We start from the raw sequence: 19,349 nt of genomic DNA on the forward strand, positions 1-19,349 counted from the left end.
GTAACCCTTTCATCTCAATTTGTGGCTGGAACCGAAAAAACCGCTCTCTCGTCATTGCTTGGCTTTGCGTTCGCTGCCTTAGGCGCGAGGTGGGATTCAACAAACCACAGTTGTTGGTCGATTCCACGCGAAATCTCCGTGAACAAGTCTGCTGTTGTGGCATCGCCACTATCGGCAGCTTGGTCAATTGCCTCTCGCACAGACTCTCCAAATCCCGCGAGTGCCCCCGATACGGCCGCCAAATGTTGCAGCTCATCAGCAATGCCGAGCGGGTAGGCGACAAGAAATGAGTGCTCGACGGCGACCTGGATTGTTCCATCTGCAGTCCCGCCCAACCCGCCGGCACGCTCTGCAATCAGGTCAGAATAGCTCTCAACCTCGCTCGAAACACGATCAAAAAGTTCATGAATCGCGATAAACCCCGGACCCCGTACATTCCAATGGGCCTGCTTCATCTGGGCATGGAGATCAATGGCCGACGCAAGATGCTTGTTCAGAAGTTCGACCGACTGGATCCGGATCTGCTCGGAAAGAGTGTTGCGTGTCTTTTGCATTGCGTATGCTCCGGTTGCGGCCGATTTTGACCGTGTCTGATCAAAAATCGCGGCATTGAGACTGGGAAACTATTCAGGAGGCATATCGTTCCCATCCCCTTCTGCGATTGACTTGCCTCGCCAAAGCGCCCCTAATCAGCCAGTCCGCTCACCAGCGCATGAAAATGATGCGAAGTCGGGGTTTGTGGTCCTGCAGGAACCGGAAATCAAAGGACAATGCATCGTGGCTGAAAGATGGCCGAAGCAAAAGAAGGCCCCGCGCGGCCCGTCCGTCGTCGGCTTCACCATTGTTGCCATAGGCGCATCAGCCGGTGGGCTCGATGCCTGCACGAAGCTGATCAGCGCGTTGCCGGTAAGAACGGGAATGGCGTTCATCCTCATCCAGCACCTTGATCCACATCATGAAAGCATGATGGCCGACCTCCTGTCTGGCCACACTTCTATGGCGGTGGAACAGGCGCGAGAGGGGATGATAATCGCGCCAGATCATCTCTATGTCATACCCCCGGGAAGCTATCTGTCTGTTAGCAATGGTGCGCTCCGTTTATCGGAACCGAATGCTCGACACGGTGCTCGCATGCCCTTCGACTTTCTGCTCCAATCCCTGGCCGAAAACTGTGCTAGGCAGACTATAGGCGTCATCCTGTCAGGCACAGGAGCTGACGGGGCTTTGGGGCTCAAGGCGCTTCACGATGCGGGCGGCTTGGTTGTCGCCCAGGATCCCGATGAGGCAGAATATGCCGGAATGCCTGAAGCGGCAATTGCGGCCCAAGCCGTAGACCTGGTTCTGCCGGTTACGAAGATCGCTGCTGCGTTGGTTGATCCGGTGCAGACGACATCAAGATCGATTCAAGCTCCATTGCCAGCGCAATCCTGCCTTCCAGAAATCATAGAGCTCTTGCGCACATTGACCAGTCACGACTTCAGACTCTACAAGACGGGCACGCTCCAACGTCGCATTGAAAGACGCATGGGCCTTGCCGCTATCGGTTCAATGCGACACTATCTCGACAGGCTCCGGAGCGACCCAATAGAGGTCGATCTTCTCGCCAAGGACTTGCTGATCAACGTCACGCAATTCTTCCGTGACGAAGCGGTATTTGAAATGCTCGCGACCAAGATCGTGCCTGACATGATCCGCGATCAAGCCAAAGAGCACCCTCTGCGTATCTGGATCCCCGGATGCAGTACAGGCGAAGAAGCCTATTCTTTCGCTATGCTGTTCCGCGAAGCTGCATTGGAGTGCAAACGGGAAATCAAATTGCAGATTTTTGCCTCCGACGTCGATGCTGACGCGGTCGTAATCGCGCGAGAAGGCTTTTATCCAGATTCAATTTCGGCACAGATTAGCGAAGAACGACTAGCCCGTTTTTTTGTGCGGGAAGATCAAGGTTACCGCGTTTCAGCAGAACTGCGCTCCGCTGTAGTCTTTACGGTGCAAGATGTGCTTGTCGATCCGCCTTTTTCCAAGCTCGATCTCATTTCATGCCGCAACATGCTGATTTATCTGGGTGCGGAAGCACAGGCCAAGATTATTGGGCTGTTCCACTTTGCCTTGCGTAAGAACGGCATTCTTCTGCTCGGAGCAGCCGAGACGATTGGCAGCAATCAGAATCGTTTCGAAGTGATTGCAAAGGCAGAGCGCCTTTATCGACATATTCGCCTTAGCAAGCCTGGCGAAGTCCACTTTCAGCCCGGCCAGGCTGATGGGCCTCGCGAAACAATCCAGACCGGCTCAAGCCCATTACCAAATCAGAGCAAGCTTGCAGAGCTCGAGCAAAGGCTCGTCTTTGAGTGGCATTGTCCGGCCGCGGTGCTGATCAATCGGAAGCACGAGCTCCTGTTTTCAACGGGACCAACCGAGAACTACTTGCGCGTTGCACCTGGGCACCCGAGTCATAATATCCTGGCGATGGCCGCACCTGCGTTGCGGACAAAACTGCGATCGGCAATTCAAAGGGCGATAACTGCGGAAGGGCCGGTCATATCATCGGGAGGATGGCGAGAACAGACTGGCAATTCGGTTTCGTTCGATATTCATGTCAAACCAGTCGAGAACGACGGCGAGGCCCTGTTGCTTATATGCTTTGTCGACGTATCCACTGCGGTGGCGAAATCCTTGCGCCCAGGATCACCCAAAAGCGCGGCGCGCGTGGCAGAGCTTGAGCATGAACTTGAGACCACACGCACCGAGTTACAGGGCGCAATTCATAGCCTTGAGATGGCAGCTGAGGAGCAGCGGGCAGTCAATGAGGAAGCGCTTTCCGTCAACGAGGAATTTCAATCGACAAATGAGGAATTGCTGACGTCCAAGGAGGAACTGCAATCCTTGAATGAAGAACTGACCGCGCTGAACAGCCAACTGCAGGAAACGCTCGACAGACAACGAGTGACAGCAAACGATTTGCAGAATGTCCTCTACAGCACGGACGTCGCAACACTGTTTCTGGACGCAGAACTCAATATTCGCTTCTTTACCCCCGCAACAACAGCACTTTTCAAACTTATTCCGACCGACATCGGCCGCCCTCTGGCAGATCTGCGCTCGCTTTCAGCCGATGAACGGCTGTCAGAGGATGCGCGTGCCGTGCTCAGAAAGCATGAGCCCATTGATCGCGAGATTGAAACGACGGCCGGGCTATTTTTCTTGCGGCGAATTCTTCCATACCGCGCCGACAATGAGAAAGTGGAAGGTGTTGTCATCACGTTCACAGACGTGAGCGAACGCAAGCAAACACGCCAGGTGATGGCAGATGCCCGACAGCAGGCCGATCGTGCCAATATCGCAAAATCACGCTTTTTAGCTGCCGCCAGCCATGATTTGCGTCAGCCGCTCCAGACGCTTTCGCTGCTGCAAGGTCTGCTCGCCAAGACGGTTGAGGGAGATCGGGAAAAAATGTTGGTCAGCCGTATCGATGACACGCTTGGCGCGATGACTGATATGCTCAACGCCTTGCTTGACATCAACCAGATTGAGGCCGGCACGGTTCGCGCAAAGCTTTCTATCTTTCCGGTCGGCCAAATCCTCGAAAGGCTGCGCGACGAATTTTCCTATCTCGCAGATTCAAAGGGACTGTCCCTCAGGCTTGTAGACTGCAGCCTTTCAATCACGAGTGACCCTCGCCTGCTGGAACAGATTCTTCGCAATCTGATTGCGAACGCGATCAAATATACTGTGCGCGGCAAAATCCTGATTGGGTGTCGTCGCCGGAAAGGGCATCTGAGCATCGAAATCTGGGATAGTGGCGTCGGTATCGCTCGTCATGACCTCGATGCAATCTTTGAAGAGTATCATCAAGTTGGCAATCAGGCTCGCGAACGCAGCAGAGGACTTGGGCTTGGCCTGTCGATTGTCAGGCGTTTGGGAAATTTGCTTGGTCACAAGGTTCACGTGCGATCAATAGCTGCAAAGGGTTCGGTTTTTGCGGTTGATGTGCCGGTTGCGCGCCAGCAAGTTGCCGCCGCACTCAAGCATGAAAATGCTCCTGCTGGCCAATCTGGTGGCCGGCTCTTGATCATAGAAGATGATCCGGAAGTTCGCGAATTATTGGTCGCCATGCTAAAGGACGATGGCTATGATGTTTTGTGGGCACAGGACGGTGCCGAAGCATTTCAGCTTGCAAAGCAGACCGCGGCACATCCGGACCTCATCCTGTCAGACTACAACCTTCCCGGCGGCATGAACGGTATCGAGGTGACGGATCAATTGCGCAGGGAGATCGGACGTCCCATTCCCGTTGTCATTCTCACGGGCGATATTTCTCTGGCAGCACTGCGCGATATTTCAGATCATGATTGTGAAAAGCTAAACAAGCCCGTCAAACCCAAAATCCTCTTGCAGACGATCAGGCGACTGCTTGCCTTGCCTTCGGCCTCAACAAGCATGCAAGTGGATCAAGCAGTATGACGACATCCGATGCAAATTTGTCTTGGAAGAACTTCAAGGCGATTTAGCTACTGAACTTGATAATTGTTTCGATCACCCGCTTGGTATCGGCAATGTCGCGAATGGCTATAGTCGCCACGCCCGCATCGCGCACCGGAGCGTCATTCCCACCAGGATAGAGCGCATCACCCACAAATAGCATATCTGCCATGCCTATGTTGCTGATGGTCGCCAGCTTGCGAATGCCATATGCCTTGTCGATGCCGGGCTTGGTTATGTCCACCGAGGTGGAGCCCCCGATGCGTATGGCGAAATCGGGCAGTCGCACAGCGAGCAGCGATTTCAGCTTGTTTCGCTTTTGCAGGTCAGCATCCCAAAGTGCCTTCAATTCGGGCTTTGCTTCCTGGCCAAGGCCCGAAAAGGTGATCTGACTTCCCCTGTCCTCAACCTGATCTCCCCAAACATTCTCGGCGGCAAGCCCTGCTTCGGCCGTAGCAACACCAAGCGCATCCATGACGCGCAGCCGTTCATCGCTGGAGAAATTATCGGCATATACTTGAGACCAGACGCCATCGAAGCGATAGAATTTGGTGCCCGACGTCGGCAGAAGAAAAAGGTCTGGATTTCCGCAGCGCGACGGCAAGTGTTCAAGCAGCTGCCGTTCGAACTGAGGCCAATCCCCGCCCGAAATGACCGCGATCGGGAGGATCTGGAGCAATGCACAAAACAGGTCGGCCATTTCTCGATCGATAGCCTGCTTGCTCGTCGCCAGTGTGCCGTCGAGGTCAAAGACAACAAGACTCTTCATGTTGAGGGATGCTCCAGGTTTCTGCGCAAAACAGATAACGATCCATCTCTCGCTTGGTTCCGACCTTGAATGGTTGCAATCAGCGAATATTGGAGCCGCTGGCATGGGAACATTTCATCTGCTGCCTGGTTATGTGTCTGCCCCCATTATGCGGGCGAAATGGGGCAAATAACAAATGCACAATACCCTCCCCGAGGCACGCCCCGCGATATGGGCGCGCAAGATTGGCTGCGGATCGGCTGGCAATCACAAAACGGAGGCAGCCATTATTCTGCCCTTCCGCGTGACGACCACGCGGTCAAAGATTGTTGCAATTCTGGGCGCTACACTCCTGACCGGTTGCGCCGGTCATTCCTTTCCGCTGTCGAACCGATTCATCATCCCTGATGCGGCTTCAGATACAGCAGAGGTCTTTTCAGATACTAACGGCACTCTCTATCCGTCCGGTTGGCAATCCTACTTCCATCCCAAATTTGACAAGAAACGGCCAGGAGAAGGAAGATGGCGCGCCGGAAACTTGCTGGCCCAATCGGAGCAAAGCCCAAAATTTAGGTCCCTCATTGAGCGAGATGAGGTGCGACAACTGAACGAGCTGCGCGCATTCTCAAACCACCATAAGAGAATTTTCATCCTTGTGCACGGCTACAACACATCGGTTGCCGAAACGACCATCCCCTACTCAATGATCGAGGCGGAATTGGATTTGAAGCCAGGCGACGGCATCATTCGCTTTTATTGGGACGGCCTCATCGGCAAGGGTGCAGGCGCGTTAAAGATTTGGTTCAAGGTCGCAAACGACAGTCAGCTGGTCGGGTCTCGTGGCTTGCGCGCTGTATTGTCGCAGATCTCCGGTCGAGAGGTTTACATTATTGCGCACAGTCGCGGAGCGTCCGTGGTCATGAGCGCACTCGGCAATCCTGTCTATGAATCCGGGTTTTTTGCGAGACTCAACCGGGCAGCGCGAAACTGGGGCAGATCCTACCACTCAATTCTTGCACCAAAGCCTTTGGACGATCAGTCGAACAATATCCACGTTCTGATGCTGGCACCTGCTATCGATCGCATAGATTTCTGCGACAGCTCGCAACAGCCAAGGAGGTCAAAAGATTTTGTGTGCACCAAGCTCCGTCCACTCGGGGGCCAGGTGAAGAGTTTTGACTATACCGTGAATACAGACGATCCCGTACTCGGAAAATTCATTTTCTCGTCGCACGCCTTCAACCCGACAGGCTTGGGCTACAGCCCAAATATTGGGCGCGGACTGAAAGGCGAGAGCTACCCGATCTTGCGCGAATATCTTTTGGAAAAGCCTCAAAGCTTTCACGGGTTCAAGGAATATGCCGCGCACCCCGTTTTTCTCGAAATGCTGCATAATATCGGTATCGGCAAGGTGGCGGCGCAACGACCGATGGAACCTTTGGCAAACTGAGGGGTTATTCAGGCGAGCCCGGTACAAAGGCATGGCGCCTGCGGCTTGCTCTGGAGAAACTCCATGTCCCTCATCAGCCTCGTTGGCGTATTGATCGTCATTGGCGTTTTGCTGTGGCTGATCAACACGTATCTGCCGATGGACGGCAAGATAAAGAGCATCTTGAACGCGGTCGTCGTGATCGCCGTCATAATATGGCTGCTCCAGCTTTTCGGAATTGTAGGTTCGGTAAGCTCACTCGGTTCGATCAAGGTCGGTCGTTGAAACGCCCCTGATTGCGCATGCGGAACTTTCCGTCGCAGCGCACGTTAACTGTCAACATTTTCGGGCGACAGCCCTTTCAAGGAGTCCCACATCATGGGTAAGTATTTTCTCACCGCCTGCATGGCTGCTACCGCGTTAATCCCGGCAAGTGCCCTCGCACAGCAATCCTGCGAACGTCAGCGTTCCAATCGTGTCGTGGCGACCGCAGGCGGCGCGGCTGTTGGTGGCGTAGCCGGCAATGTGATTGCCGGTCACGGCGATAAAACGATTGGCACTGTCATCGGTGCTGTTCTGGGCGGCGTCATCGGCAATCAGGTTGCGAAGCCAAACGCGGACTGCAGCCACGCCTATGGATATTATGATCAAAACAATCGTTGGCATGCGACGGGTGTCAGTGCTTCCGCCGCAACCGGCTATTACAATCGGAACGGCGAGTGGATGAACGGCACACCAAATGGCTATTACAACGAGAGCAATCGCTGGATCCAGAATCCGGGCTCTCAGGAAGACAATGGCTACTACAGCGCCCAGGGTCATTGGGTGCCCGCATCCGCAAGTGGCTATTTCGATCGGAATGACCAATGGATAGCGGGTTCAACCGCCGGATACTATGACGATCGCGGTCGCTGGGTGGCAGGGAACACGACGGGACACTATGATCAAAGTGGCCGTTGGATCGCCGGCGTTGCGAGCGGGCATACAGATTCCAACGGAAACTGGGTCAACGACCCACAAAGTGGATACTATGGCAGTGATGCACGCTGGCACACTGGCAACGCCTCGGGCTATTATGATACGCGCGGTCGTTGGATTTCAGTTGGGGCGACTACTGAAACGAACTCACAGCCTGGGCGACGGAATGATGCTTATGGCTATTATGACGACAAGGGTCGTTGGCATGTCGGCACTGCCGATCGCGATGCTGCCAGAGGATATTATGATCGCAACAACCAATGGGTTGAGGGCACTCCCAATGGTTATTATGATCCCCAAGGTCGTTGGGTTGCTGCAAATACCGACGCCTCAGCTGCCGGCTACTATGATACGCACGGCCATTGGGTGCCAGCTTCGGCCGAGGGCTATTACGATAATGACGGCAATTGGATTGCTGGTGCGGCAGGGGGCCATTATGACAATCGCGGCCGCTGGATCGCAGGCCCCACGGTCGGCCACTATGATTCACGAGGCAATTGGATGGTTGGCGCAGCGAGCGGTCATCGCGACAGCGCAGGTGTCTGGATGTCCGAAGATCAGCCCGGCTACTATGATAATCGCGGCCGTTGGCATGCCGGCGCGACATCGGGCTATTACGACGGACAAGGCCGCTGGATTGCAAGGCCGACAAGCGAAAACGGCCCGGGCTCCGGAATGCCGCGGGAGGTTCGCGCACGCGAAGCATGGCTTGAACGCTACATTCGCTCTGCAAACCGTGAAGGTTCACTAAACCGGTTTGCAACGAACAGGGCCTTGCGGGACCTTGCCAATATCCGACGTAACGAAGGATCGATGAGGCGAAATCGTGAGGGTGCGCTCTCGGTCAGGGATGAGGCTGCAATCAACGTGCGCCTTGATCGCTTGAGCAACTCGCTTCGGATCACGACGTTTGAAGACGATCGCCGTTACTGATTGAAATCCAGAATGGGATGCCGCGCCTCGCCTTCCCCACGCGAGGCGCCGCATCCGAGACTTGGGATCGAAAAGTCAGCACGCCTCCAGGCCAAATAGAATTACATTAATCAAAACCTCATGGGCAGCCAGCGGAACTTAGTCGGGACCCGCAAGTTTAGTTGGCACACCTCACCAGAAAGGCCCTTATTTATGAAGACTCACTTGCTCGCTGCCGCATTGGCCACCTTGGCGTTGCCGACTGCATCATATGCCGCAGCTGACGTGACCATCAATTTTGCAACGACGACAGCGATTCCGGGCTCCAACGATTTCCAGGGAAGTCTGGCCGCACTTGGCCTTACTCGTTATGCCTCGACCGGTGCCTCGCTCTTTCTCAATGGTCCTGCAACGATCATGTTCGAATTTCTTGGCAGCGAAAGTGGTTTCAATGACACATTCAGTACGTCTGGAGGCCTGACGCAGACCGAAAATTCGTCGTATACAAACTTCTTCAGCGCGCCCCTTGTGATCGGTGCACAAAGCTTTTCATTCGGTTCACTGGCAGGGCTATTGAACTTTTCGAGTTCAGGCGGCATTCCGGCAACAGTTGGTGACAACGGGTTTGGCATATTCCTCGACCCAAGCCTCATGAGCGGAAGCCCAGTTACAACTTTCTATTTCGGTTATGACGACGAGTTCACGAACCAAGACGATGATTATGACGACTTTGTGGTACGCGCGACCGTTTTGTCTGCTGTTCCCGAGCCATCAACCTGGGCAATGATGTTCGGCGGCTTCGCGTTGCTGGGGCTCTCGTTGCGCCGCCGGCAAACAAGACAAACTGCCTTTTCTTGAGAACATCCTTGAAATTGAACTACCTAACTGTCGATGTTCCGGGAGTACGGCCGAACAATCCGTAGGAACAAGAGCAAGTGAGCTGGCAACGCCCCGACTGTTGCAACAGCCACTCCATCTAAAACCAGACTTCTTTGCTCAGGCGATCCTCTTCCGGATCGCCTGCACGGTCCCAGAACTTTTCGACCTAAGTCGGGACCAGGGATAGCGGAAGAAGACAGAGTGATTTCACAGATCACATAGCATGATCGAAATCCACCATCCGACAGATTTATTGTACTTATCGTCAATAATTTGAGACGTCCGCTTGAACGCCTGTTGACAGTGCGGCATGACACAGCGTCAAACGGAGGACAATGACAGTGGCGCTCACATCGACGGGATCCGGCCAAGTGGCTGTTTTCATCTCGATCACCCTGATGATTGGCGTTGCCACGTGGCTCAAGGTTCGCAGCTCAACCGGTGAGCATGATGGATCCGGCAAGGACGTGTTTCTGGCCGGCGGCGGCCTGACCTGGCTCTACATTGCGGGCTCAATTACCCTGACCAACCTGTCGACCGAGCAACTGGTCGGCATGAACGGAAATCAAATGCTGCTGCTCTCCTGGTGGGAGATTTGCGGCTTCTTCGGCCTGCTCATCCTCGCCTTTGTTTTTGTGCCGATCTATTATCGGAACAATTGCACCACGGTGACCGAACTGCTCGAACGCAGGTACAATGGCGGCAGCATAAGGACGGTCATTTCCGCAATTTTCCTGCTGGGCAATATCCTGATCTATTTGCCTGCGGCGCTTTATTCGGGCAGCCTTTTTCTCAAGTCGATGTTTGGTGTCAGCTGGCCTCTGGTCACTTTCGCAGCGCCACTGGCGATCATTGCTGCGCTCTACACGATCACCGGAGGCTTAAGGGCGGTCGCGGTCATGGACACGTTTTCTGGTATCGGCGTATTGGCAATTGCCCTGCTGGTCGTGGTTCTCGCGCTTGCGGCGATCGACTTTGACCTGTTCAGCGGCGTGCCGGCAGAGCGAGTTTCGATGATCGGCGCAAGCGATTCGCCGATACCCTTCCACACATTGTTCACGGGAATGTTGTTCATCCAGATCTTCTACTGGTCGACCAATCAGAACATCACCCAAAAAGCGATGACGGCACCAACCGTTCGCGAGGCGCAAAAAGGCGTTCTCGCGGCTGCGGCCGTTAGGATCCTGATTATCCCTGCGATTGTCGTGATCCCCGGAGTGGTCGGCTACAAGCTGTTTGGCCCGATGGGCGATGCCAGTTATGGCAAGGTCGTAGCCCATGTGCTTCCCGAGTGGCTATCAGGCGCGTTTGCGGCCTTGATGGCTGCTGCTGTCATTGCCCACACCAGCGCGATCCTCAACAGCTCGGTTGCGCTCTATTCGATCGACTTTCACGACAAGTTCATCCGGCAAGTGCAAGACCACTGGCGGCTGGCAGCAATTGCGTCGGCGGGGTTCACCATTACCTCGATTTTGCTGGTCCCGGCGTTTGAGGATGCCAAGAGCATCATCAACCTTTTGCAGGAATTGAACGGCCTTTCGTCAATGCCGGTGCTGTCTGCATTTATCGCGGGCCTGTTGTTCGCCAATGTAGATGCGCGTGCCGCTGTCATTGGCCTCATTTACGGCGTGGGTGTCTATGCGCTCCACACCTTTGTTCTGTACAAGCCCGGTGCGGTCTATGCGGGCGAGACCTTTTACGAACATATCGGCCTGCCTTCGCTTCATTATATCGACGTGATGGTGATTGTGCTCGCAACGTCGGTATCCGTCGCGCTCGTTGCCAATCGGCTGATCTTTGGAAACCACGCCCGTTATATCGGCCCTGGAGTCATCCGGCATGTCTGAAACCGAAGCCGTCCACCGCCGCTACAATCCTCTAACTGGGCGTTGGGTACTTGTGTCGCAGCATCGCACCCAACGGCCCTGGCTTGGCCAAGTGGAACCAGCTGCCCTGGCGAGCACCGCCAGTCATGATCCGGCATGCTATCTTTGCCCTGGTAATACCCGGGCGAACGGACAGACAAATCCCGATTATTCCGGACCTTGGGTTTTTGACAATGACTTTCCCGCACTCCTGCCAACGAGCGAAGCGAAGTCGGGCGGCGCGAACTCGGCCAATGAATTGTTTCGGCACGAAGCTGTTGCGGGTGAATGCCGCGTCGTTTGCTTTTCGCAAGACCATGGCAAAACGCTGCCCCAGTTGACGAGCGGCGAAATGCGCGCCGTGATTGATTGCTGGGCGGATCAGGCACGGGACTTGGGGCAACGTTACGCCTGGGTGCAACTCTTTGAAAATAAGGGTGCGGCCATGGGTTGTTCCAACCCGCACCCGCATGGGCAGATCTGGGCAAGCAATCATATCCCGGATGAGCCTGCGGTTGAGGAGAGCACGCAACGGGACTATTTCGCCAGAAACGGTGTTCCCATGTTGCTCGATCTGGCAACACGAGAGGCACAGGGGCCTCGCGTCGTTGTCGAAACCGATTGGTGGATGGCCATTGTTCCCTGGTGGGCAGTATGGCCATTTGAAACTCTGCTTCTGCCTCGTTTCATTGTGCAAAGAATCGAGCAACTGGATGCAAAGCAGCGGGATGATCTTGGTAAAGTGTTGCGCGAACTGACAACGCGCTATGACAATTTATTTTCCTGTTCCTTTCCCTATTCAATGGGATGGCATGGTGCACCCTATGTGCATGAACCTTGCGTTCACTGGCAACTGCACGCGCATTTCTATCCGCCATTGCTGCGCTCGGCGAGCGTACGAAAATTCATGGTCGGTTATGAAATGCTCGCTGAAGCGCAGCGCGACCTGACTCCCGAACAAGCGGCAGCCCACCTGCGGGAAGTTTCAACAGTCCACTACAGCAAGAATACAGCGTCATGACGATAGACCCAATTCTCATAGAACGAACCGTTTCCGCATTTCGCCGGGTTCACGGCCGTGTACCAGATCTCGTTTCCTTCGCACCAGGCCGCGTGAATCTGATTGGTGAGCACACAGACTATAATGACGGCTTGGCCATGCCTTGCGCGCTTGCCGTTGGAACACTTGTTGCTCTTGGACTCAGATCTGACAAACGGATCGAGGCAAATGCACTCGACCTCGGGAATGCATCGGCATCCTTTGGACTCGGCAGCTACATTCCGCGCCAAGAAAATGGCGATTGGGAAAATCATCTGCGTGGTATCGTTGCAGGCATGCCCCGATTTGATTTGCCAATTTCGGGTGCCAATATCGTCCTGTCTGGCAATATCCCGCAAGGGTCTGGCCTCTCTTCTTCCGCATCGCTCGGCGTCGCATTAGCGTTGGGCCTTTCGGCCCTTTCCGGCGAAGCAAGCCCCGATCGGCTGGCGCTGGCCAGAGTCGCACAATGGTCAGAGCATGAGTTTGTCGGCTGCGCTTGCGGGTTGATGGATCAGCTGGCTTCGGTCTTTGGCGAGCAGGATCAAGCACTCCTGCTTGATTGTCGAACGCTGGCAGTGCGCCATGTTCCATTTCCAGCTGATGCCACCATCATGATCGTTCATTCCGGTGTCACGCGGGGGCTTGTTGACAGCGCCTATAATGAACGCCGCTTGCAATGCGCGCATGCTGCTAAACATTATCATTTGGGCGCCTTGCGCGATTTGGACCTTGACGCCTTGCGGGCAGGCCGTGGCGAACTGGACGAGACGGTGTTTCGCCGCGCGCGCCACGTAGTCACTGAAAATGCGCGAGTGCTCGAAGCGGCGCAGGCAATGCGCGAGTCCGATTTGGTGAGCCTCGGTCGGGCAATGTTCGCCTCACATGTCTCGCTGCGCGATGATTTCGAGGTGAGCCTTCCTGCGATCGATACGCTCGTGGAGTGCCTTACTGAGGCAATCGGTATCAATGGAGGCGCGAGGATGACCGGCGGGGGATTTGGAGGCTGCGTCGTTGCCGTCTTGCCGCAAAATCGGGTCAGCACCGTTCAAGAAGCGCTTTCGGCGCATTGGCGCCAGCACGGAATGGAGCAGCAAATGGTAATGGTTGCAACACCAGCGACAGGCGCACACCTAGTCAGCGGGTGGTGAAGCTATACTCCGTGCGGCTGTGAAACCGTCGGCCGGGCCGCAAGATAGTGTCCGGAAATGATGGCTGATTTGGAGAATCCGGAAATTGCTGGGTCTCAAGCGCGACGGCACAATGTCGATAGAGCGTGCTGCCTTCCCTCTTGGCGATCCGGGAATCGAAATGATTGGCGGTATAAACTTGGATACCGGGTTGATCAGTCGCAATCGAGAGAACCCGCCCCGACTGGGGATGGTAAAGTCGCGCAGCCGGCCGAACGCCTGAGCCGTCAACCGCCCAGCAATGATCAAAGCCTCCCGCAATGGCGATCTGCAGTTCATCCGCCTCAAGGCCCTCGTCAATGCGTCGTTCCGACTGAAAATCAAAGGGCGTATCCAGAACTGGAACAAGTTCGCCCGTCGGTATCTTTTCCGCATCGATCGGCAGGAACCTATTAGCGTGCAGCGTCAACAGGTGATCACCAATCGCGCACCTAGACGGCTGCCCCGACAAGTTCCAATATGCGTGCAGCAAGAGATTGATCGGTGTTGGCCGGCTTGTCGTTGCTTCAAAATCGGTGACCAGACGATTGTCTTCGGTCCAGACAAACGACACCGATGCCAGAACCTCTCCAGGAAACCCTTGGTCGCCATCCGGGCTTGTCAACTCCAGGCGAACTCCCTCGCCTTCCGATGTCGCAATGACCGAACCGTGCCAGGTTCGGCAGTCAAACCCGTCTGCTCCACCGTGGAGCGCGTGGCGGCCATCATTGCTGCTCAGTATGTGCCGCTCCCCATCCAGCACAAAGCTCGCCCCGCTCAATCGGTTTGCATAACGTCCAATAACCGAACCCAGAAACTCCCGGCTCGCAAAATAGTCATCCACGCGATCAAATCCGAGCGTGACGTCATCCATCCTTTGGTGTCGATCAGGGACGATGACCGAACAAAGCGTGGCTCCGCGATCCAGCACAGAGACACCCGCGCCGTCGGGATTTCGCAAAACCCAGAGCTTGGCTCTTACGCCATCCGGCAACACATGTTCGACACATGAAATCATGCCCAATGTGGCACCTGCCTAAAGTGCAATGGGAGGAGCACCCGATTATGCACGTGACATTCCAATGGTGCCAAAACAGCGATCGGCGAATTCGAGGAGTGCTGCATTCACCTCGTCCGGCGCCTGCAACATGCACCAGTGACCCACGCCGTCCAGCCGCAATACAGTTGAATCTGAATGCTTTGCAGCGAAATATTCAGGTGCCCGTGGAACAAAAACCTCGTCAGCCTCACCCCAGACTAGAAGGGCGGGAATATCCAATGATGGATCGGCGGGCGGCCACATGCAATCCCGCGGAGATCGCGTTGCGTTGGGCAGATTGGCACGATACCAGAGTGACCCGTTCCAGAGCGCGCGCGGATTCCCGCATGCAAGTTCGAACAATGCCATTTCCTCGGAATCCACAGTGTCGAATGAGGCAAGCTCAGCATAAGCACCGGCAACGATTGAATGCGCCGTGAGTTCTGCCTGCTCCAGCGACATTGCACAAAGTCGTTGCATATAGCTCGAACGACGTTGCTGATCCTTGTCGTTGGCCAAAAGGGCCAGAACCTGGTTGAATGGCAAGCTGGCGATGCCAGCAACTCCTGCAATTCTCTCGGGAAAGGCCTGCGCTACAGCAAAAGCGAGCGCTGCGCCCCAATCATGTCCAACCAGCAGCACTTTCTGTTCCGGTGCAATGATTTGGACGAGGTGATTGATCTGCGTAGCAAGTGCTGAGACGCGGTAGGGCGCCACCGCATTGGCGCATGTCGTCGCGCCTGCGCCCGGCGCGTCAATTGCAACCACGCGATAATGATGGCGCAGCGCCTCAAGCTGTCGGGCCCAACAATACCAAAAAGATGGGAAGCCGTGGATGAACAGAACAACGGAGCCTTCACCGGACGAAACACAATGGATGCGCGCATCAACCGCTTCTACCCAACTGCTCACAAAGGCGGGCTCCGCCGCCGCGGAATTGAGCCGATCCTGCGCCGCCAGCGACGCCGCATGCGCACCTGCACTGAAGTCATATGAGTCCATCCTCAATCCATAAGACAAGTCGTTAGCCAGTTACCATCCATTACTGCATTTTTCGTCAATTAAGACATGCTTTCGCCACCGACAATTGAGCCACGGCGACTAAAGGGAATGCCTTATTCAATTTCCGTGAAATTGTGTTAAGGCTTGCGAGATGGTCAAAAATACAAAGCCTGAGCGTCGTCGCTATAGTCCGGAAAAGCGAAGATCGCTGATCCTCGATCACACCGCCGACATTGTCGCGCGCGAAGGCGTCGCCCAGTTGTCGGTGGAACGCATTGGCAAAGAAGCCGGAATCAGCAAATCGCTGGTCTATGCATACTTCCCGAACCTGACCGAATTGCTCCGCGAACTTTACCAACGCGAGATGCGGCACATTCGCCGGGCCCAGGCAGACGCAGCCAATGGTGCGGCCACATTCGAGGATTTGGTCCGTTCGATTACCCACGCCTATCTATCGTACATGCATGAGCGTGGTCCACTGATCGAGCGTCTCGCTGCGGAGCCCAGTGTATCCGAAATGCGGGACCCGACAGAATTCAGCCGCAACAAGGCAGTCGATTACCTTGCGGAGATCATCACACATCATTTTGATCTTCCACCTGATATCGCAAGGGCAGCTACCGACATTTCGTTTGGGCTGCCTGCATCGGCAGGGTCCTACCTTCATCGTGGCAATCTTGACCTAAAGACGGTCGAGGATTTGACTGTAACGATGATTATAGGAACGATTATCCACCTCAAAGATGAATACTCAGTCCGCCGGCAACCTCTGCGACGGCAGGATTAATCGGCAGCAGTTTCAGCACCTATGAACCCAATCCGCATTCATACGGCGAATGCCGTCGCTGGCTTCATGCTCGGCAAGATACCAATGGAAGCTTCCGAAACAGGCTCGGCTGTGACCCAATCATCAGTCGATTTCCCAAACACTGACACCACCAGGCGCTAGCGTTGCTCCGCCGAGCACAAACTTCCCGGTGAGATCGCACGACAGGGAAAGCGAATTGCTTGCATAGTTGAAAGCAAAACAACGCTCGCCCGCGCGCCTGAGCCTTAGTCCTTCCGGCAGATTTTGGATCTTCAGCCCCGCATCACGCGCTGCAGCGCCCAAAACCGCAGCGGCGAGCTCAGGCTCTGGCCATGCTGCCAAATAACGGAACCTGTCGTGCTTCCAACTGGCGACTGTACCATCTGACGCCACAAACTCGGCGCTGGCCGTACCTTCGACATGTTCAAGCCAGCGAGCAATCGACCAGGTAAGACCCGAGTGGGCAAGTCCAGGCCGCAAGCTCTCAACTTCGGTCACGCGCAACGGCAGAACAGCTTGCAGAGGCCCCGGTGGCAGTTCCTCCGGAATCGCAAAGTCAAGCGAGCGGCTGCCGCTGCGCGGCCCAATCACGACCTGTCCGGCAAATGCGTCAAGGCTGGCAACAAGTGCGTCGGGCACGATCGGCAGGCATGGGATCACACACAGCGCGTAGCCATCCAGCGCTGCATCGGGCGGCACAATGTCAACATCCAGTCCCATGCGGCGCAACGCCGTGTAACAGGCAAAAGCCGCCCAAAGTGCCGACAGTCGGTCACCCTGCGGCTGAATCTGCGTCACCCATTCTGCATCATAGGCAAAGACCAGCGCAACGCTCCTTGGCGGTGCACCAACCGACCCGAGTGTATCGATTTCAAGCGCCGTCTGCTGCATCTCCCCAAAGCCGGGTGCTGGCGAGCTATCAGGACGAAGCAAGCCGGCGTGATGCTGCTCCTGCGCCTTAGGGAATTGGCGCCATCGAAAATAGCTGACCAGTTCCGCCCCGTGCGCCATGGCTTCGAGGGTCCACAGTCTGACCATGCCAGGCAATGGAGCGGGATTGTTTCGAGCCCAATTGACCGGTCCGGGTTGCTGCTCAAGCACCCACCAGCGCCCATTGGGCTTGCACCCGCGATAGAGGTCATGGTGGAATGCGGCGATATCGGGATGGCCCTGCCGCGCATACGCAAGCTTGTCCGCCTCGCTGAACGGAAAGCTGTCGAGAAAGCCCAGCGGATAACTGTCCCAGCCCACAACATCGAGATCGCGCGCCACGGCATGGTGATCGAACTCGGTGAAGAATCCCATGAAGTTGTGAACGACATCCCGCCCGGGAGAATGTGCACGGAGAATTTCAGCCTGGCCGCGATTGAAACTCACCACTTGGTCCGATGAGAACCTGCGGAAAGCGAGCCAGTGCGCCGGATTCGCTTCGGTGACGGTAAGATTGGGTAGGTCAACTTCCTCGAAGCTGCGATACTCCATGCTCCAGAAGACATTGCCCCAAGCCGCGTTGAGGGCAGCTATCGTACCATAGCGCTCTTCAAGCCAGCACAGGAAGCCAGCGCGAGCAGCATCAGAAAAGCTCAAAACACTGTCGTGACAGCCGTATTCATTGTCCGTCTGCCATGCCACAATCGCCGGGTGGCTGCCATAGCGCTCGGCCAACGCCGTTGTGATCCGCAAGGCCTCAACACGATAACCAGAGTGACTGAAGCAATAATGCCGCCGTGAGCCAAAACCGCGCTTGTGCCCATGTTTATCCATTGCCACCATATCCGGCATCGCATCGACCAGCCATTTCGGCGGGGTTGCGGTTGGCGTGCCCAGAATGATGCCTAGCCCGGCGCTATGGAGAACATCAACTGCTTGATCGAGCCAGTCCCATTCAAGCCGTCCCGGATCAGGCTCGATCCGGCTCCAGGCGAATTCGCCGATCCTTACGCGCGTCAGCCCGGCTTCGACCATGCGCTGCGCATCGACCGACCACATGTGCTCGGGCCAATGTTCGGGATAATAGCATACTCCTAACCGCATAACTCGGCCTGCATCCACCTTGAAGGAATTGAACGACTTTACAGTAATGGGACCGGACTTGTTGTCAAATGCCTGAATTTGAACTTCTCAGTTCAGACTATTGACGATAGATACAATAAAGAGCATGACAGGGTCATCGCGATGCTGTTTCGCAAGATGGCAAGGGAGAATTTGGTTTGTTTGATCTGGACGGGCATGTCGCGCTGGTCACCGGAGGAAACGCCGGATTGGGACTTGGGATGGCTACAGGATTGGCAAAGGCCGGCGCAAAACTGGCAATCTGGGGACGCAATCTAGAGCGCAATAAGGCCGCTTGCGCAAGACTTTCTGATATAGGTGCTGAGGCCGTAAGTTTTGCCTGCGACGTCACCTTGCCAGAGCAGGTTGATGCTGCGATGGCTCAGACCCTTGAGCATTTCGGCCGCCTGGACAGCTGCTTTGCAAATGCGGGCGGCAGTGGGATCCGAGGCAGCTTGTCGAGCCTGTCAACCGCAGATTGGCAGAAGACGATGGATCTCAACTTTCACAGCGTCGTAAGCACATTCCGGGTTGCGGCTCGGCACATGGCCGAACGCGGCGAAGGCGGACGATTGATTGCAACATCATCGATTGCCGGGATCATCGGCCTGCCGGGCGGCGGATATTCGCCAAGCAAAGCTGCCGTTTCGGGCTTGGTGCGCCAACTGGCGATCGAATTAGGGGGCGCCGGCATAACAGTGAATGCCATCCTGCCTGGATATATCGAAACGGAAATGTCGCTCGATACGCCGCCAGTCTTCCGCCAGTCATGTGAGCGGCGCACTGTTTCCGGCAAAATCGGTACGCTCGAGGACATGGAAGGCATCGCCGTGTTTCTCGCTTCGCAGCACTCGAGACTGCTGACCGGAGAATCGATTGTCATGGATGGCGGCTTCACCATCTTTCCAATGTAGCCGTCATCGCCAACCTAGGTCATCCAGCGGCGGCGT

Annotated in this window: 15 protein-coding genes; 10 read left to right on the plus strand and 5 right to left on the minus strand. The window is 55.5% G+C overall.

Annotated features, from left to right (window positions below):
* Window positions 1-14: 14 nt before the first annotated feature.
* The gene (dps, locus tag K0O24_RS13520; protein WP_281421741.1) at window positions 15-602 is read right to left on the minus strand and encodes a DNA starvation/stationary phase protection protein Dps; all 588 of its coding nucleotides are present in this window, start codon (window positions 600-602) and stop codon (window positions 15-17) included.
* Between the two features lie 175 nt (window positions 603-777).
* On the opposite strand from dps, the gene K0O24_RS13525 reads away from it, so the two are divergent.
* Complete coding sequence (locus K0O24_RS13525) at window positions 778-4,461, plus strand: chemotaxis protein CheB (RefSeq protein ID WP_219893240.1); 3,684 nt, start codon at window positions 778-780, stop codon at window positions 4,459-4,461.
* Between the two features lie 43 nt (window positions 4,462-4,504).
* On the opposite strand, the gene K0O24_RS13530 is transcribed toward K0O24_RS13525, so the two are convergent.
* Complete coding sequence (locus tag K0O24_RS13530; RefSeq protein WP_219893241.1) at window positions 4,505-5,248, minus strand: HAD-IIB family hydrolase; 744 nt, start codon at window positions 5,246-5,248, stop codon at window positions 4,505-4,507.
* Between the two features lie 175 nt (window positions 5,249-5,423).
* Here K0O24_RS13530 and K0O24_RS13535 point away from each other — a divergent pair, with 175 nt between their 5' ends.
* The 7 genes from K0O24_RS13535 (at window position 5,424) to galK (ending at window position 13,480) form a co-directional block, all read left to right on the plus strand.
* Window positions 5,424-6,677 carry an alpha/beta hydrolase gene (locus K0O24_RS13535; RefSeq protein ID WP_219893242.1) on the plus strand — a complete coding sequence of 418 codons (1,254 nt, stop codon included), beginning with the start codon at window positions 5,424-5,426 and terminating at the stop codon, window positions 6,675-6,677.
* A 63-nt stretch (window positions 6,678-6,740) separates the two neighbouring features.
* Entirely contained in the window at window positions 6,741-6,941 is a 201-nt protein-coding gene (locus tag K0O24_RS13540; protein ID WP_219893243.1) for a Thivi_2564 family membrane protein, read from the plus strand.
* Window positions 6,942-7,034: 93 nt separating this feature from the next.
* Window positions 7,035-8,567 carry a glycine zipper 2TM domain-containing protein gene (locus K0O24_RS13545; RefSeq protein ID WP_219893244.1) on the plus strand — a complete coding sequence of 511 codons (1,533 nt, stop codon included), beginning with the start codon at window positions 7,035-7,037 and terminating at the stop codon, window positions 8,565-8,567.
* A 120-nt stretch (window positions 8,568-8,687) separates the two neighbouring features.
* Window positions 8,688-9,404, plus strand: a complete 717-nt coding sequence (locus K0O24_RS16815) for a PEPxxWA-CTERM sorting domain-containing protein (protein WP_246611016.1) — start codon at window positions 8,688-8,690, stop codon at window positions 9,402-9,404.
* Between the two features lie 356 nt (window positions 9,405-9,760).
* Window positions 9,761-11,272, plus strand: a complete 1,512-nt coding sequence (locus K0O24_RS13555; RefSeq protein WP_219893245.1) for a sodium:solute symporter family transporter — start codon at window positions 9,761-9,763, stop codon at window positions 11,270-11,272.
* Window positions 11,265-12,311 (plus strand): UDP-glucose--hexose-1-phosphate uridylyltransferase, encoded by a 1,047-nt coding sequence (locus K0O24_RS13560; protein WP_219893246.1) that lies wholly within the window; start codon window positions 11,265-11,267, stop codon window positions 12,309-12,311. Before K0O24_RS13555 ends, K0O24_RS13560 begins: the two co-directional genes overlap by 8 nt.
* On the plus strand, window positions 12,308-13,480 hold the full coding sequence (gene galK, locus K0O24_RS13565; RefSeq protein WP_219893247.1) for a galactokinase: 1,173 nt from the start codon (window positions 12,308-12,310) through the stop codon (window positions 13,478-13,480). Before K0O24_RS13560 ends, galK begins: the two co-directional genes overlap by 4 nt.
* Here galK and K0O24_RS13570 read toward each other — a convergent pair.
* Together K0O24_RS13570 and K0O24_RS13575 are read right to left on the minus strand one after the other, a co-directional pair.
* Entirely contained in the window at window positions 13,467-14,516 is a 1,050-nt protein-coding gene (locus K0O24_RS13570) for an aldose epimerase family protein (RefSeq protein WP_219893248.1), read from the minus strand. The genes galK and K0O24_RS13570 overlap by 14 nt on opposite strands.
* A gap of 45 nt (window positions 14,517-14,561) precedes the next feature.
* Window positions 14,562-15,539 (minus strand): alpha/beta fold hydrolase, encoded by a 978-nt coding sequence (locus K0O24_RS13575; protein ID WP_219893249.1) that lies wholly within the window; start codon window positions 15,537-15,539, stop codon window positions 14,562-14,564.
* Between the two features lie 151 nt (window positions 15,540-15,690).
* Here K0O24_RS13575 and K0O24_RS13580 point away from each other — a divergent pair, with 151 nt between their 5' ends.
* Window positions 15,691-16,326, plus strand: coding sequence for a TetR/AcrR family transcriptional regulator (locus K0O24_RS13580; protein WP_219893250.1), 636 nt, complete (start codon window positions 15,691-15,693; stop codon window positions 16,324-16,326).
* A gap of 123 nt (window positions 16,327-16,449) precedes the next feature.
* Here the strand turns inward: K0O24_RS13580 and K0O24_RS13585 are convergent, their stop codons facing one another.
* Complete coding sequence (locus tag K0O24_RS13585) at window positions 16,450-18,381, minus strand: beta-galactosidase (protein ID WP_219893251.1); 1,932 nt, start codon at window positions 18,379-18,381, stop codon at window positions 16,450-16,452.
* Between the two features lie 176 nt (window positions 18,382-18,557).
* On the opposite strand from K0O24_RS13585, the gene K0O24_RS13590 reads away from it, so the two are divergent.
* The gene (locus tag K0O24_RS13590; RefSeq protein ID WP_219893252.1) at window positions 18,558-19,313 is read left to right on the plus strand and encodes an SDR family NAD(P)-dependent oxidoreductase; all 756 of its coding nucleotides are present in this window, start codon (window positions 18,558-18,560) and stop codon (window positions 19,311-19,313) included.
* Window positions 19,314-19,349 lie beyond the last annotated feature (36 nt).

This window comes from Aquisediminimonas profunda (assembly GCF_019443285.1).
In the GTDB taxonomy this organism is placed as follows: Bacteria; Pseudomonadota; Alphaproteobacteria; order Sphingomonadales; family Sphingomonadaceae; genus Aquisediminimonas; species Aquisediminimonas profunda.

Coding starts and splice junctions, on each gene's coding strand:
- K0O24_RS16815 (WP_246611016.1), top strand. CDS start 8,688: ATGGGCAGCCAGCGGAACTTAGTCGGGACCCGCAAGTTTAGTTGGCAC.
- K0O24_RS13580 (WP_219893250.1), top strand. CDS start 15,691: ATGGTCAAAAATACAAAGCCTGAGCGTCGTCGCTATAGTCCGGAAAAG.
- K0O24_RS13575 (WP_219893249.1), bottom strand. CDS start 15,539: ATGGACTCATATGACTTCAGTGCAGGTGCGCATGCGGCGTCGCTGGCG.
- K0O24_RS13530 (WP_219893241.1), bottom strand. CDS start 5,248: ATGAAGAGTCTTGTTGTCTTTGACCTCGACGGCACACTGGCGACGAGC.
- K0O24_RS13570 (WP_219893248.1), bottom strand. CDS start 14,516: ATGATTTCATGTGTCGAACATGTGTTGCCGGATGGCGTAAGAGCCAAG.
- K0O24_RS13535 (WP_219893242.1), top strand. CDS start 5,424: ATGCACAATACCCTCCCCGAGGCACGCCCCGCGATATGGGCGCGCAAG.
- K0O24_RS13560 (WP_219893246.1), top strand. CDS start 11,265: ATGTCTGAAACCGAAGCCGTCCACCGCCGCTACAATCCTCTAACTGGG.
- galK (WP_219893247.1), top strand. CDS start 12,308: ATGACGATAGACCCAATTCTCATAGAACGAACCGTTTCCGCATTTCGC.
- K0O24_RS13585 (WP_219893251.1), bottom strand. CDS start 18,381: ATGCGGTTAGGAGTATGCTATTATCCCGAACATTGGCCCGAGCACATG.
- K0O24_RS13555 (WP_219893245.1), top strand. CDS start 9,761: ATGACAGTGGCGCTCACATCGACGGGATCCGGCCAAGTGGCTGTTTTC.
- K0O24_RS13545 (WP_219893244.1), top strand. CDS start 7,035: ATGGGTAAGTATTTTCTCACCGCCTGCATGGCTGCTACCGCGTTAATC.
- K0O24_RS13540 (WP_219893243.1), top strand. CDS start 6,741: ATGTCCCTCATCAGCCTCGTTGGCGTATTGATCGTCATTGGCGTTTTG.